Genomic DNA, 14,933 nt, shown 5'->3' with positions numbered 1-14,933 from the left:
AATCGCTGCATGCCCGGCCTCATTCGCAGAAGCGACATCGACGAGGTCCGGTCGAGGATCAACATCGCCGACGTGATCGGCGACTACGTGACCCTCAAGTCGGCGGGCGTCGGATCGCTCAAGGGGCTCTGCCCCTTCCACGAGGAGCGCAGCCCGAGCTTCCACGTGCGCCCGCAGGTGGGCTTCTACCACTGCTTCGGCTGCGGCGAGGGCGGCGACGTCTTCACCTTCCTGCAGCGCATGGATCACGTGAGCTTCCAGGAGGCGGTCGAGCGGATGGCCGCCCGCATCGGCTTCGAGCTGCACTACGAAGACGGCTCGGGACCCGCGGCCGACCACGGCAACCGCGCGCGGCTGCTCGCCGCGAACGCCGCCGCCGAGAAGTTCTTCCGCGCGCGCCTCGCCGAGCCCGACGCACAGCCGGGCCGCGACTTCCTCGGCGGGCGCGGCTTCGATCAGGCGGCGGCCGAACGCTTCGGCGTCGGCTACGCCCCCAAGTCGTTCGACGCGCTCAAGAACGCGCTGCTCGCGCAGGGCTTCACCCAGGACGAGCTCGTGGCGTCCGGACTGCTCTCCACGGGCGAGCGCGGCAACTCCTACGACCGCTTCCGCGGGCGCGTCATCTGGCCGATCCGCGACGTCACCGGGCAGACGGTCGGCTTCGGGGCGCGCAAGCTCTTCGACGACGACCAGGGGCCGAAGTACCTCAACACCCCCGAGACGCTCGTGTTCCACAAGAGCCAGGTGCTCTACGGGCTCGACCTCGCCCGCCGCGACGTCGCCAAGAACAAGCAGGTCGTGATCGTCGAGGGCTACACGGATGTCATGGCCTGCCACCTCGCGGGCATCACGACGGCCGTCGCCACCTGCGGCACCGCGTTCGGAGTCGACCACATCAAGGTCGTGCGCCGCGTGTTGGGCGACGTCGACAACGCCGACTCCTCCGGAACCGGCGAGGTGGTCTTCACCTTCGACCCGGATGAGGCGGGCCAGCGGGCCGCGAGCCGCGCCTTCGCCGAGGAGCAGCGCTTCGCCGCGCAGACCTTCGTGGCGGTCGCGCCCGACAATCTCGACCCGTGCGATCTGCGCATCCATCGCGGCGACGAGGCGGTGCGGCAGCTCATCCGCACCCGCAAGCCCATGTTCGAGTTCATGATCCGCCGCCGCCTGGCCGGCCACGATCTCGAGACGGTCGAGGGGCGCGTTGCGGCCCTGCGCGCTGCGGCGCCCGTGGTCGCCGGCATCCGCGACCGCGCGCTCGGCGTGGGCTACGTGCGCAATCTCGCGGGCTGGCTGGGCATGGATCCCACCGAGGTCGGCCGCGCGGTCACGGCGGCCGCCAATGCGACGCGTCGCCCCGAGGCCCGCACCGAGGGCGAGTCGCGCCCCGCCGACGCCGGGAGCGCGCCGGCCGAGGAGCGTCAGGCGAGCCTCACCGAGCTTCCCACCGACCCCGTGACGCGGATGGAGCGCGACGCGCTCATGGCGATCCTGCAGTACCCGGAGGCGGTCGGCTCCGCGCTCGTCGCGAAGGCGGCCGAGGCGCGGTTCGCCAACCCGACCCTCGCCGTGGTGCGCGACGCCGTGCGCAGCAGTCTCGATCACCTCTCCGACCCCGAGTGGCTGCAGCGGGTCGCCGGCGAGGTGCCGCGCGGCTTCGGGATGCTCGTCACCCAGCTCGGCGTGGCGCCGATCCCGGAGCGGCGCGAGCAGCTGGCCACCTACTGCGTCGGCGTGGTGAGCTCGCTCGTGGACCGCGATCTGCTGCGCCGCAAGAGCGAGGTGCTCGGCGCGATGCAGCGGGCGCGTGCCGAGGGCGACACCGAGCGCGAGGCGGCGTTGAGCCGTGAATCGGCGGCGCTCGAGAGCGAGCGGCGGGAGCTGCGCGGCGAATGATCGTCGCGTGCGAGTCAATGATCTTGCATGGAACTCGTCAGTGCGCACGGATCGTGCGTGGATGATTTCGATGTCGTAAACAAACCCCGGGCGACCCCGCTCGTGGAAGTTGCGCCCGAAATGCCGTGATAGACCTGATGATCGGGCGGCTGCGGCCGCCCTCTCCCTTCACACCCAAGGAATGAGGTCCACGGACATGGCATCCGTCTCTCACAAGGCTCGCGTTCTCGCGGCGATCGCGCTCCCCGCGAGCGCAGCGCTCGTGCTCGCGGGCTGCGCATCGGACACCGGCGACAACGGCGGCTCCGGCGCAAGCTCGATCATCGTCGGCACCACCGACAAGGTCACCTTCCTCGACCCGGCCGGGTCGTACGACAACGGCTCGTTCGCCGTCATGAACCAGGTCTTCCCGTTCCTGCTGAACTCGAAGCCCGGCACCTCGGATGTCGAGCCCGACATCGCGGCCTCCGCCGAGTTCACCGGTGACAGCGACTACACGGTCACCCTGAAGCCGGGCCTCACGTTCGCCAACGGGCACGACCTGACCTCCTCGGACGTCAAGTTCACCTTCGACCGTCAGCTGAAGATCGCCGACGAGAACGGTCCCTCGTCCCTGCTCGGCAACCTCGACAGCGTCGAGACCCCCGACGACACGACCGTCGTGTTCCACCTCAAGAACGGCAACGACCAGACCTTCCCGCAGGTGCTCTCGAGCCCCGCCGGTCCGATCGTGGACGAGGAGGTCTTCTCGGCCGACTCCGTCACGAGCGACGACGACATCGTCGAGGGCAAGGCCTTCGCCGGTCCGTACACGATCTCGAGCTACAAGTTCAACGAGCTCGTCACCTTCACGCCGAACGCCGAGTACCAGGGCGTTCTCGGAGCGCCGAAGAACGCCGATGTGACCCTCAAGTACTACGCCGACTCGTCGAACCTCAAGCTCGACGTGCAGGAGGGCAACATCGACGTCGCGTACCGCAGCCTGTCGGCGACCGACATCGCCGACCTGCGCACGAAGACGGACGCCGTCCAGGTCATCGACGGCCCCGGTGGCGAGATCCGCTACATCGTGTTCAACTTCGACACCCAGCCCTACGGCGCGAAGACCGCGGACGCCGACCCGGCCAAGGCTCTCGCCGTGCGCCAGGCCATCGCCGACGTCATCGACCGCGGCGAGATCGCGGATCAGGTCTACAAGGACACCTACACCCCGCTGTACTCCTACGTGCCGCAGGGTCTGACCGGGGCCACCGAGGTGCTCAAGGAGCTCTACGGTGACGGTTCGGGCGGTGCCGACGTCGACAAGGCGAAGGCGACCCTCGAGGCTGCCGGTGTCGCGACCCCGGTCGAGATCAACCTGCAGTACAACCCCGACCACTACGGCGGCTCCTCGGCCGACGAGTACGCGCTTGTGAAGGACCAGCTCGACTCGAGCGGCCTGTTCACGGTCAACCTCGGCTCGACCGAGTGGACGCAGTACTCGAAGGACCGCGTCGCCGACGTCTACCCGCTGTACCAGCTCGGATGGTTCCCGGACTACTCCGACGCGGACAACTACCTGACGCCGTTCTTCGCCACCGAGAACTTCCTCTCGAACCACTACAGCGACGCCGAGGTGGACTCGGAGATCGTGGCGCAGCAGACCGAGGTCGACCCGGCCGCGCGTCAGCAGCTCATCGAGGACATCCAGGCCAAGGTGGCCGCCCAGCTGTCGACCCTGCCGCTGCTGCAGGGCGCGCAGACGGCGATCGCCGGCAAGGACGTCTCGGGCACCGTGCTCGATGGCTCGTTCAAGTTCCGTTTCGGTAGCCTGACCAAGGGCTGAGCGAGACCGGACACGTCCACACCGGGAACGGGGCGGCCACGCAAGGGCCGCCCCGTTCTCGTCGCCACGAGGGAGATCCACAGGACATGACGACCGTCACGGCCCCCACGGCGCCGCCCGGCGCCGGAGCGACGGCGCGCAAGCGGCCGACGGGTGGGGGCATCTGGCGCTACCTGCTGGTGCGCTTCTTCCTGATCTTCCCGACGATCTTCATCCTCGTCACCCTCGTGTTCTTCCTCATGCGCCTGACGGGCGACCCCATCACCGCATCCCTCGGCGACCGGCTCACGCCCGAGCAGCTCGCCGAGCGCATCCACGAGGCCGGATACGACCGGCCGATCATGGTGCAGTACCTCGAGTACCTGGGTCGCGTGTTCACGGGAGACTTCGGCAGCTCGATCACCGACGGCCGCCCGATCACCGACATCCTGTGGACGTACGGCTCGGCGACCCTCGAGCTGGTCTTCTACGCGCTCATCGTCGCCTTCATCGTGGGCATCCCGCTCGGCATGGTCGCCGCCTACTTCCGCGATCGCTGGGGGGATGCGGGACTGCGCGTCTTCGCCATCCTGAGCTACGCCACCCCGGTGTTCTTCGCCGGCCTCGTGCTCAAGCTCGTCTTCTCGGTGTGGCTCAAGGTGCTGCCCGTCGCGGGGCGCGCCTCCACCCGCACCGAGATCAAGATCGAGGCGCTCGGCGATCCGAGCGGCATCTACCTCATCGACGCGATCCGCACGGGAAGCGCGGAGGCGGTGGGGGATGTGCTCGCCCACGCCGTGCTCCCCGCGCTCGCCCTCGGCCTGCTGACCGCCGGAGTGTTCCTGCGGCTCGTGCGCACGAACGTCATCGGCACGCTCTCGCGCGACTACGTGGATGCCGCCCGCTCCCGCGGGGTGCGCGAGTTCCGGCTCGTGCGCAAGCACGCGCTCAAGCCCGCACTCGTGCCGATCATCACCGTCATCGGCCTGCAGATCGCCATGCTGCTCGGCGGCGCGGTGCTCACCGAGACCACCTTCGAGTGGAAGGGTCTCGGTTTCCAGCTGGCCCTCTACCTCTCCAAACGCGACTTCGTCGCCGTGCAGGGCATCGTCGCCCTGCTCGCCGTGATCGTCGCGCTCACCAACTTCATCGTCGACATCATCGCGGCGATCCTGGACCCGCGGGTGAGGTACTGATGGCCACGACCTCCTCGGCCCCGACCACACCCCGCGCGAAGCGAGTGTGGTGGCACCGGCTGCCCGTGCTGCAGCAGCTGCGGCAGAGCGTCGGGCTGCAGCGCGGGATGCTCGTCACGGGTCTCGTGATCACCGCGATCTTCCTCGTGGTGGCGATCCTCGCGCCGCTGCTCGCGCCCTACGGCTACAACCAGCTGCGCGGCCCGAACGGGCTGTTCGGTGCGCAGCAGCCGCCGAGCGCGGAGCACCTGCTGGGCACCACGGTCGGCGGCTACGACGTGCTCTCGCGGGTGATCTGGGGTGCGCAGACCGCGCTGCTGGTGATCATCGTGGCGATCGTGCTGTCGGTGTTCATCGGCGTGTTCCTGGGCCTGCTCTCCGGGTACATCGGCGGCTGGTTCGACCGCATCACGATCGTCATCGCCGACGCGATCTACGCCTTCCCGAGCCTGCTGCTCGCGATCGTCGCGGCCATCGTCATCTCCGGCGGGCAGTCGAGCCTGTGGGGCGGCATCTTCGCGGCGGCGATCTCGATCACGGTCGTGTTCATCCCGCAGTACCTGCGGGTCGTGCGCGCCGAGGTGGTGCGCATCAAGTCGGAGGCCTTCGTCGAGTCGGCGAAGGTGGTCGGCGCGCGCACGGGGCGGATCATGTTCCGTCACGTGCTGCGCAACTCGACCCGCACGCTTCCGCTCATCCTGACGCTCAACAGCTCGGAGGCGATCCTCACCCTCGCGGGTCTCGGCTTCCTGGGCTTCGGCATCGAGCCCAGCAAGGCCGCGGAGTGGGGCTACGACCTCAACAAGTCGCTCTCGGACGTCACGAGCGGCATCTGGTGGACCTCGATCTTCCCGGGCGTCGCGATCGTGCTCGTGGTGCTCGGCATCACGCTCATCGGGGAGAGCCTCAACGACCTCGCCGACCCGCGCCTGCGGGCCCGGCGCAAGCCCGCCGAGACGCCGGCGCAGGCGGCTGCGGCCGCGCAGCCGGCGCCAGGCGAGGAACTCGGAGAGGTGATCTGATGGGCGCGAACCAGCCGGCCGTCGACATCCGTCAGTTGCGGATCTCCTTCGACACCGACGGCGGCACCGTGCAGGCCGTGCGCGGGGTGGACCTCGAGGTGGCACCCGGCGAGGTGCTCGCGATCGTGGGCGAATCCGGTTCCGGCAAGACGGTGACGGCGCGCAGCATCCTGCGGCTGCTGCCGGAGACGGCGACGCTCTCGGGCGCGGTGCTCGTGGGATCCGAGGACGTCGTGCGCCTCGACCGCCACCGCCTGCGCGAACTGCGGGGCACCGAGGCGGCGATGATCTTCCAGGAGCCGTCGACGGCCCTCAACCCGGTGTACACGGTCGGCTGGCAGCTGGCGGAGGGTCTGCGGGCGCACGGCAAGTACACGACGAAACAGGCTCGCGCGCATGCGATCGAGATGCTGCGGCGAGTGGGCATCCCGGAGCCGGAGCAGCGCGTCGACGACTACCCGCACCAGTTCTCGGGCGGGCAGAAGCAGCGCATCGTCATCGCCATGGCGCTCGCCCTCGACGCCTCCGTGCTGATCGCGGACGAGCCGACGACGGCGCTCGACGTGACGGTGCAGGCGGAGATCCTCGAGCTGCTGCGACGGTGCCGCGACGAGTTCGGCACCGCGATCGTGCTCATCACGCACAACATGGGTGTCGTGGCCGACCTCGCGGACCGCGTGGCGGTCATGTACCAGGGCGAGATCGTCGAGACCGCGCCGGTGCGCGAGCTGTTCGCGGCCCCGCGGCACCCGTACACGCAGAAGCTGCTCGCGGCGGTCCCGCGCGTGGAGCTCGTCGAACGCGCCGCCCCGGCCGTGACGGACGAGCCGCCCGTCGTCGAGGCGACCGGGCTCGAGATCGAATACCCCGGCCGTTTCGGCCGCAAGCCCTTCCTCGCGGTGAAGGGCGTGGATCTGCGGATCCAGCCCGGCGAGGTCGTCGGCCTGGTGGGGGAGTCGGGGTCCGGGAAGACGACGATCGGCCGTGCGATCGCGGGGCTGACCCCCGCGACCGGCGGCTCGCTGCGCGTCCTCGGCACCGAGATGATCGGAGTGAAGGAGCGCCGCTTCCGCACGAAGCGTCGCGAGCTCGGCTTCGTGTTCCAGGATCCGGCCACGAGCTTCAACCCGCTGCTGACGATCGCCGAGTGCGTGGCGGAGCCGCTGGTCGTGCACGGCGTCGCCGAGTCGCCGACCGCGGCCCGGGATCGCGTGGACGAGCTCCTGGAGGCCGTGCAGCTCTCGGGCTCGTACGGCGATCGCTACCCGCACGAGCTGTCCGGTGGTCAGCGGCAGCGTGCGAGCCTCGCGCGGGCGCTCGCCCTCGATCCGAAGCTGCTCATCGCCGACGAGCCGACGAGCGCCCTCGACGTCTCGGTGCAGGCACGCGTGCTCGAGCTGTTCGAAGAGCTGCAGGCCCGTTTCGGCTTCGCATCGCTGTTCATCACCCACGATCTCGCGGTGGTGGACCGGGTCGCCCATCGGGTGGTGGTGCTGCACCACGGCGAGATCGCGGAGGAGGGGCCGACCGCGCAGGTGCTCGGTGCGCCGCGTGACCCGTACACGCAGCGCCTGCTCGCCTCGCTGCCGGTCCCGGATCCCGAGGAGCAGGCCGAACGTCGGCTCGCGCTGCAGGCGCTCGGAGGCTCCCCGTCGTGACCGGCGCCGAGCTGCGGGATGTCGCGGTGTTGGCCGACGACCTGACGGTCGCCTACGGCCGCGACGAGACGCCCGCCCTCAACGGGGTGTCTGTGCAGATCCTCGACGGCGAGACGCTCGGGCTGATCGGTGAGGCGGGGGCGGGCAAGTCGACGCTCGCGCGGGTGATCGCCGCGCAGACGGCCCCCGGCGAGCGCGGCACGCCCGAGATCGTGGGTGGCCGGCTGCGCGTGCTCGGCACCGAGCTGCGCCGGAACTCCTCCCGCCGGCGCGACGCCCTCGCGCTCCGCGTGGGCTACCTGCCGCAGGACGGCGGATCGAGCCTTCAGCCGCACCTCACGGTGGGTGAGAACGTCGCCGAGCCGATCTTCCAGCGGGACAAGCACTTCGACCGGCTCGAGGCGGGTGCGGTCGTGGCGCGGCTGGTGGATGCCGTGCGCCTGCCGCTCTCGGTGCTCGAACGGTTCCCGCACGAGCTGAGCCGGGGGCAGCGCCAGCGCATCGCCCTCGCCCGCGCGCTCGTGCTCGAGCCCGAGCTGCTCGTCGCAGACGACCCGACGATGGGCGTCGATGTGCTCGTCCGCGGGCCGATCCTCCAGGTGGTCGCGGAACTGCAGCGCGAGCTGGGGTTCAGCGCGCTCATCGTGGGTCACGACCTGCGGGAGCTGCGCACCATCGTGGATCGGATCGCCGTGCTGCACGCCGGGCTCGTCGTCGGGTACGGCGGCGTCGACGAGGTGCTCGCGCATCCACTGCACCCCTACGTGCGCCGCCTTGCAGAATTGAGTTCATGAGCTCTCTGCTGATCGGCGCCTACGGTGCCGACATGGGCGGCGGCGCCGCGGGCATCGCGACGGCCCGCTCCGCCCCCGACGGCACCGTCGTCGTCGCCGGCCCTGTGCTGGCGTGCCCGTCACCGTCGTGGCTGGCCGTGCGCGGGGATCGGCTGGTCGCGACGCTCGAGGGTACGGGCGGGCTCGCCTGGTTCCGGCGCGACGGGGACGGCTGGGCAGCGGACGGCGTGGTCGCCACGGGCGGACGCTGGCCCTGTCACGCGGCGTTCCTCGATGACGACACGGTCGCGGTGGCGAGCTACGGGGACGGCGCGATCACGGTGCTGCGGCACGGCGGAACCGCGCCTGCGCAGCGGCTCGAGGGGTCCGGTTCCGGTCCGCTGCCCGCGCAGGACGGGCCGCACGCCCACCACGTGCACGTGCTGCCCGACGGCCGGGTGCTCACCCTCGACCTCGGCGCCGACCGCCTGCATGTGCACGCGCGCGGCGCCGATGGGCGTCTCGAGCGCATCGACTCGCTCGCCCTGCCCGAGGGCACCGGCCCGCGGGACCTCATCGCGCTGCCGTCGGGCGAGCTCGCGCTGCTGGGGGAGTGGAGCTGCGAGCTGCTCATCCTCGACCCGGCGGGCATCGACTTCGAGATCGTGCAGATCCTCGCCCTCCCGGGCGCGACCCCGGGTGCCGATCAGGCGGCGGCTCTCAGCCTGTCGGCGGACGGACGACACCTCTACGCCGGCGTGCGCGGCGCCGACCTCGTCTCGGTGATCGCACTCGAGGACGACGGGGCGCGTGGCATCGCATCCGTGCCGTCGGGCGGGCACTGGCCGCGGCACCTGCTCGTCGACGGCGAGCTGCTGCATGTGGCGAACCAGCTCTCCGACACGATCGCCACCTTCCGGATCGGGGCGGACGGCATCCCCGTGCCGATCGCCGCGGTGACGACCCCGGCGCCGACACGCATTCTGGCCCTGTAGCGGCGCCGGTGGCCGCACGACGCGTCCGCCGCGCGGGCGCTCCTCGACCACCTCGAGACCGCCGCCCCGTGCACGGGAGCCGCCCGAACCTTTGCTAAGCTAGCCGGGCTGTTCGCAGCGATCCTCGGTAGCTCAATTGGCAGAGCAATCGGCTGTTAACCGATAGGTTCTTGGTTCGAGTCCAAGCCGGGGAGCTCCACCTCATTCTCCGGGATTACTCCCACGGGAGTACCCGCGCGCACCGCTCGGCCGACGTCGCGGCGGGCGTCCGCGCGTAGCATCGTGCCATGCCGCGCCCACCCGAGCACCCTGGTGCGCAGGGTGGCGCCGAGTGGGGCGGCGGGCCGTGGGCGTGGGGCGATCCGGAGCGCAGCTGGGGGCCGAGCCGTCGCCTGCGACTCTGGGTGCCGGTCGTGCTGAGCGCACTCGTGCAGCTGCCGGCGGCGACCATCGGCGTGCGGATCGCGCAGCCCGAGCCGTGGATCGGCGCGCTGACCATCGCCCTTGCGGCGGTCGGGCCGCTCGCCCTCATCGCCGCGCGGCGCCTGCCGGGGCCGGTCGTCGCCGTGGCGACCGCGGCGGCGGTGGGCGAACTGCTCGTCGGCGTCAACGGCGGACCTCCCCCGATCGCCCTCGCCTTCGCGCTCGTCGGGGCGATCGTGCGCGGCGCCCGCGGCTGGGCCTGGATCTCGCTCGCCGCCGGGTGGTCGGTGGCGCTCGTGGCGGGCATCCTCGTCACGAGCGAGACGTGGACCCCGCCGCGCGTCGTCGGCACGACCCTCGTGCTGCTGCTCGTGATGGGGATCGGGGAAGGCATCCGCTCACGCCGCGAGCGTGTGCGCGAGTACCGCGCGGCGGCGGTCCGCAAGCGGCTCACCGCGGCGGAGGAGGAGCGGATGCGGATCGCCCGCGAGCTGCACGACGTGCTCGCCCACTCGCTCAGCCAGATCAACGTGCAGGCGGGGGTGGGGCTCCACCTGGCCGACACCCGGCCCGAGCAGGCGGTGGAGGCGCTCGCCTCCATCAAGCAGACCAGCAAGACCGCGCTCGACGAGGTGCGCGCCGTGCTCGGGGTGCTGCGTGCCGACGGCGAGGGCAGCCCGCTCGCGCCGCAGCCGGGCATCGGCGACATCCCCGCGCTCGTCGCCGGGGCCGGGATCCCGGGTGCGCGGGTCGAGCTCGTCGACGAGCTGCGCGGGGTCGCCGTCTCCACGGCGGCCGGCGCCGCCGCCTACCGCATCGTGCAGGAGGCGCTCACCAACGCGGCCCGGCACGGGGTGGGGGTGAGCAGCGTGCGCGTCCGGCTCGCGGATGAGGCGGGACGCCTCATGGTGGAGGTGCGCGACGACGGCCGGGTCGGCGCTGTCGAGCCGGGACGCGGGCTGCTCGGCATGCGGGAGCGCGCCGAACTGCTCGGCGGGCGTTTCGAGCTCGGCACCGATGGCGGTTTCACCGTGCGCGCCGAGCTTCCCCGGGAGGCGCGATGATCCGCGTCGCGATCGCCGACGATCAGCAGCTCATCCGGGCCGGCTTCCGCAGCCTGCTCGAATCGGAACCCGACCTCACGGTGGTGGGGGAGGCGGGCACGGGTCGGGAGGCGGTCGCGCTCGCGGCGAGTGAGCGGCCCGACGTGCTGCTCATGGACATCCGGATGCCGGACGGCGACGGTCTGTGGGCCACCGAGCGCATCGTGGCCGAGCCGCGGCTCGCGGGCGTGCACGTCGTGATCGTGACGACCTTCGAGCTGGACGACTACGTCGCCCACGCGATCCGCGCCGGCGCGAGCGGCTTCCTCGTGAAGGACACCGAACCCGTCGAGCTCATCCGTGCGGTGCGCGTCGTCGCGGCGGGCGAGGCGCTGCTGAGCCCCAGCGTCACCCGGCGCCTGCTCGGCCGGGTCGCGGGCACGCTCGCCCCCGCGCCGGACACCACTCGCCTCGCCGCGCTCACCGAGCGCGAGCGCGAGGTGCTCGCGCTCGTGGCGCAGGGCCTCACCAACGACGAGATCGGTGCACGGCTGTACCTCAGCCCGCTCACCGCGAAGACGCACGTGTCGCGGATCATGACCAAACTCGGCGCCCGCGACCGCGTGCAGCTCGTGATCGTGGGCTACGAGACCGGGCTCGTCGCACCCGGCGTGCTCCCGGGGGAGTAGGCGGAAGACACCGGCGGGCGGACGCGCATCCGCCGCCCGACGAGGAGCGTGGAGGCGTCGGCTCCACGAGGGGGTCGACGGAAGGAGATTCCGACATGCACTCGACCATCGCCCTCGCGGCCGCGACGTTCCACCCCGGATGGGGTGGAGGCTGGGGCTTCGTGTTCATCCCGATCGTGTTCTGGCTGCTCATCATCGGCCTCATCATCACGCTCGCCGTCACCCGGCGCCGCCGCGGGTGGCATCCGGGTCCGTGGGGTGCCGGCCCCGGGGCCGCGGGTCCGTGGGCTTCCGCCCAGGCGGCCCGCAGCGCCGAGACGGTGCTGGCCGAGCGCTACGCGCGCGGCGACATCGACGAGGTGGAGTATCGCGCCCGACTCGAGGTGCTCCGCGCGCAATCCCCGCTGCCGCCGCAGTGAGCCGCTGAGCGCGCGGGCGCACCGCACGGCGCTACGCTGGCACCCGATCGATCTCGACGAGGAGCTGTGTGGACGACTGGCTGAACGACAACGCGACGAGCCTCGTCGTGGTGCTCGCCGCGGTCGCCGCGGTCCTCGTGCTGCTCCTGGTGCTCGTGTTCGTGCTGTGGCGGCGCGCCCGCCGCGCGGCCCGGCTCGCGCGGCTCGACCGCTCGACCGCCGAGCGCGAGCGGATCGACCTCGAGCTGGCCCTCGCGGAGCAGGGCAGCAGGCTGCGGATGATCCGCGAACTGCACGAGATCGCCGTGCACTCGGTGACGGTCATCATCAGCCAGGCTGACGGCGCCCGTTACGCGGCCACCCAGGATCCGGCCGCCGCCGGCCGCAGCGCGGCCGTGATCGCCGAGTCGGCACGGGCGACCCTCGCCGACCTGCGCCGGGTCATGACGGTCGTCCGCGACGGCGAGGCGGAGGCGGCGCCGCAACCGGGGCTCTCCTCGGCGCGCGAACTGTTCAAGGTGATGCGCGACGCGGGTCTCGACGTGGAGTTCACCGAGTCGGGCGAGCGGCACGAGCTGCGTCCCGGCGCGGAGCTCGCGATCTTCCGCATCCTGCAGGAGGCGCTCAGCAACGCGCTCACCCACGGCGGCGAGGGCACGCGCGCCAAGGTGGCCTTCGGGTGGACGGACGACGGCCTCAAGGTGCTCGTGGAGGACGACGGCATCCGGGCCGCCGCCATCCGCAGCGGCCTCGACCCCTATATCGAGGCGCAGAAGCACAACTACACGATCGACGACGACCTCGCCGCCCTCACCCAGGCGCCGAGCGGCCGCGGCATCACCGAGATGCGCGAACGCACCGAGCTCTTCGGGGGTGTCTTCGAGGCGCACACCGTGCCGGGAGTGGGTTTCACGGTGCAGGCGGTGTTCCCCTCGCTCAAGTACCACAACGGGGTGCACGGCGTGCGGCTGGAAGCGCGGTGACCCCCCGGAGGCCGATCCGGGTGCTGCTCGTCGACGACTCCGCGGATCAGCGCGAGGGGTTCCGGATGCTGCTGGGCTCGCAGCCCGACCTCGAGGTCGTGGCGCAGGCGGGCGACGGGGCGCAGGCGCTCGGCATCCTGCGCCGCGAGCACGTCGACGTCGTGCTCATGGATGTGCAGATGCCGCGCGTCAACGGCCTCGTCGCGGCCGGACGCATCCTCGCCGACCCCCAGGTGCGCGGCCTCGGACGGGCGCCGCGCATCGTGCTGCTGGCGACCGTCGACGTCGACGATCACGTTCCGGCCGCCGCCGTCTCGGGTGCGTACGCGATCCTCTACAAGGACGTCGATCCCGAATCGCTGTTCACGGTGATCCGCGAGGCCGCCGCCTTCCGAGGCGATGACTGAGACCCAGGCCGCACCGTCGGATCCCGCCGGTCCCGCGATCCGTGCGGCGCTCGGGGTGGGGCTTGCGGTCTCGGCCTACGGCGTCTCGTTCGGCGCGCTCGCCGTCGCCTCCGGGCTGGATGTCTGGCAGGCGTGCGTGCTGAGCCTGTTCATGTTCTCGGGCGGGTCGCAGTTCGCCCTCATCGGCGTGCTCGCCTCGGGGGGCGTGGCGGCGGCGCCCGCGGCGATCACGAGCGCCACCCTGCTGGGGGCGCGCAACGCGCTCTACGCGATGCGGCTGTCGCCCATCGTCGGCGGCCCCTGGTGGAAGCGGCTCGCCGCCGCGCACTGGACGATCGACGAGTCCACCGCGGTCGCCGTCGCGCAGCCGAGCCTGCGCGGTCAGCGCGTCGGCTTCTGGGCGACCGGCGCGATCATCTACCTGGGGTGGAACCTCGCAACCCTCATCGGCGCCCTGCTCGGCGACCTCGTGGGGGACGTGCGGATGTACGGACTCGACGCGGCCGCGGCCGCCGCATTCCTCGGACTGCTGTGGCCGCGGCTCACGGCGCGTCAGCCGATCGTCGTCGCCGTCGCGGCGGGGGTCGTCGCGACGGTACTGGTGCCGTGGCTCCCGGCTGGCGTGCCCGTGCTCGCGGCCGCCCTCGTGGCGGTCGTCGTGGGCGTCGCGAACCTCGGGGGGAGGCGGATCGCATGACCGTGTGGCATGTGATCCTCCTCGCCTCGATCGCGGTGTTCGCGCTCAAGCTCGCGGGCTACCTCGTGCCGGCGAGCCTGCTCGAGCGCCCGACCCCGGCGCGCGTCGCGACGCTGTTGACGGTCGCGCTCCTCGCGGCGCTCACCGCGACGCAGACGCTCGAGCATGGGGGAGGGATCATCGTGGATGCGCGCGTGCCCGCCGTGCTGGTCGCTGCCGTGCTGTTCGCGCTGCGCGCGCCGTTCATCGTGGTCGTGGTCGCGGCGGCCGCGATCGCGGCGCTCGTGCGGGTGCTCGGCTGGCTGGGGTGATCTCGATACGCCGCTGCGCGGCTACTCGATCAGCGGGGGAGCCGGCGTGATCAGTCCTCGAGGTGGTCGCGGCCGGGCAGCCACGACTGGCCCGGCACGCCCCACTTGCGCCGCCGGATGGCGCGTTGCGCCGCACGCTGATGCTCGGCCTCCAGCCGGTCGGCGTAGAGGATGCCGTCCAGGTGGTCGAACTCGTGCTGGAAGATGCGGGCGAGCCACCCGGTCGCGAGGATCTCGTACGGCGTCCCGTCGAGCTCGACGGCCCGCAGCAGCGCCGTGCGGGAGCGCAGCAGCGGGAAGCGCTCGCCCGGGATCGAGAGGCAGCCCTCCGACTCGTCGTCGGGATCCGCCACCCCGATCGGCGGCGGCGAGATCAACAACTGAGGGTTGATGGCGGTGCCGCGATGCAGCACCCCCTCCTCGTCGCGCCAGTTGTAGACGAACAGCCGCAGCGACACACCCACCTGCGGGGCCGCGAGCCCCACCCCGGGCGCCGCCGACATGGTGTCCTCCATGTCGTGCACGAGGGTCGAGAGGCTCTCGTCGATCTCCTCGACCTCCTGCGCGCGGCTGTGCAGCACGGGGTCGCCAGAGATCCGGATCGGGAGTACGGCCAT

At 71.7% G+C, this 14,933-nt stretch carries 15 protein-coding genes and 1 tRNA gene; 15 read left to right on the top strand and 1 reads right to left on the bottom strand.

The genetic code is table 11. The features are described 5' to 3' along the window. Positions 1-9: 9 nt before the first annotated feature. From dnaG to FLP23_RS09555, 15 genes are all read left to right on the top strand, one after another. Positions 10-1,896, top strand: coding sequence for a DNA primase (gene dnaG, locus FLP23_RS09625; protein ID WP_149325658.1), 1,887 nt, complete (start codon positions 10-12; stop codon positions 1,894-1,896). 196 nt (positions 1,897-2,092) lie between these two features. Continuing rightward, the gene (locus tag FLP23_RS09620) at positions 2,093-3,721 is read left to right on the top strand and encodes an ABC transporter substrate-binding protein (RefSeq protein WP_149325657.1); all 1,629 of its coding nucleotides are present in this window, start codon (positions 2,093-2,095) and stop codon (positions 3,719-3,721) included. Between the two features lie 86 nt (positions 3,722-3,807). Further along, positions 3,808-4,896: an ABC transporter permease gene (locus FLP23_RS09615; RefSeq protein WP_149325656.1), complete on the top strand. Its 1,089-nt coding sequence runs from the start codon at positions 3,808-3,810 to the stop codon at positions 4,894-4,896. Further along, on the top strand, positions 4,896-5,918 hold the full coding sequence (locus FLP23_RS09610) for an ABC transporter permease (protein ID WP_149325655.1): 1,023 nt from the start codon (positions 4,896-4,898) through the stop codon (positions 5,916-5,918). The genes FLP23_RS09615 and FLP23_RS09610 overlap by 1 nt, the downstream gene beginning before the upstream one ends. Beyond that, positions 5,918-7,576 carry an ABC transporter ATP-binding protein gene (locus FLP23_RS09605; RefSeq protein WP_149325654.1) on the top strand — a complete coding sequence of 553 codons (1,659 nt, stop codon included), beginning with the start codon at positions 5,918-5,920 and terminating at the stop codon, positions 7,574-7,576. The genes FLP23_RS09610 and FLP23_RS09605 overlap by 1 nt, the downstream gene beginning before the upstream one ends. Further along, positions 7,573-8,370 carry an ATP-binding cassette domain-containing protein gene (locus tag FLP23_RS09600; RefSeq protein WP_246139954.1) on the top strand — a complete coding sequence of 266 codons (798 nt, stop codon included), beginning with the start codon at positions 7,573-7,575 and terminating at the stop codon, positions 8,368-8,370. The genes FLP23_RS09605 and FLP23_RS09600 overlap by 4 nt, the downstream gene beginning before the upstream one ends. Continuing rightward, positions 8,367-9,344, top strand: a complete 978-nt coding sequence (locus tag FLP23_RS09595; protein ID WP_149325653.1) for a lactonase family protein — start codon at positions 8,367-8,369, stop codon at positions 9,342-9,344. The genes FLP23_RS09600 and FLP23_RS09595 overlap by 4 nt, the downstream gene beginning before the upstream one ends. 121 nt (positions 9,345-9,465) lie before the next feature. Then, positions 9,466-9,538: transfer RNA gene (locus FLP23_RS09590), tRNA-Asn, on the top strand. Positions 9,539-9,631: 93 nt separating this feature from the next. Continuing rightward, a complete protein-coding gene (locus FLP23_RS09585) occupies positions 9,632-10,831 on the top strand; it encodes a sensor histidine kinase (protein ID WP_149325652.1) in 1,200 nt (399 codons plus the stop codon). Then, the gene (locus FLP23_RS09580) at positions 10,828-11,499 is read left to right on the top strand and encodes a response regulator (protein ID WP_149325651.1); all 672 of its coding nucleotides are present in this window, start codon (positions 10,828-10,830) and stop codon (positions 11,497-11,499) included. Before FLP23_RS09585 ends, FLP23_RS09580 begins: the two co-directional genes overlap by 4 nt. Positions 11,500-11,594: 95 nt before the next feature. After that, complete coding sequence (locus FLP23_RS09575) at positions 11,595-11,918, top strand: SHOCT domain-containing protein (protein WP_149325650.1); 324 nt, start codon at positions 11,595-11,597, stop codon at positions 11,916-11,918. A gap of 68 nt (positions 11,919-11,986) precedes the next feature. Further along, positions 11,987-12,901: a sensor histidine kinase gene (locus tag FLP23_RS09570; protein WP_246139953.1), complete on the top strand. Its 915-nt coding sequence runs from the start codon at positions 11,987-11,989 to the stop codon at positions 12,899-12,901. Continuing rightward, positions 12,898-13,308, top strand: a complete 411-nt coding sequence (locus FLP23_RS09565; protein ID WP_149325649.1) for a response regulator — start codon at positions 12,898-12,900, stop codon at positions 13,306-13,308. Before FLP23_RS09570 ends, FLP23_RS09565 begins: the two co-directional genes overlap by 4 nt. Further along, positions 13,301-14,005 carry an AzlC family ABC transporter permease gene (locus tag FLP23_RS09560; RefSeq protein WP_149325648.1) on the top strand — a complete coding sequence of 235 codons (705 nt, stop codon included), beginning with the start codon at positions 13,301-13,303 and terminating at the stop codon, positions 14,003-14,005. Before FLP23_RS09565 ends, FLP23_RS09560 begins: the two co-directional genes overlap by 8 nt. Continuing rightward, the gene (locus FLP23_RS09555; protein ID WP_149325647.1) at positions 14,002-14,316 is read left to right on the top strand and encodes an AzlD domain-containing protein; all 315 of its coding nucleotides are present in this window, start codon (positions 14,002-14,004) and stop codon (positions 14,314-14,316) included. Before FLP23_RS09560 ends, FLP23_RS09555 begins: the two co-directional genes overlap by 4 nt. A 50-nt stretch (positions 14,317-14,366) precedes the next feature. Here the strand turns inward: FLP23_RS09555 and def are convergent, their stop codons facing one another. Then, entirely contained in the window at positions 14,367-14,933 is a 567-nt protein-coding gene (gene def / locus FLP23_RS09550) for a peptide deformylase (RefSeq protein ID WP_149325646.1), read from the bottom strand.

The sequence above is a fragment of the Protaetiibacter larvae genome (genome assembly GCF_008365275.1).
Classification (GTDB): domain Bacteria; phylum Actinomycetota; class Actinomycetes; order Actinomycetales; family Microbacteriaceae; genus Homoserinibacter; species Homoserinibacter larvae.
This window is presented reverse-complemented; position numbering and strand designations above follow the sequence as displayed.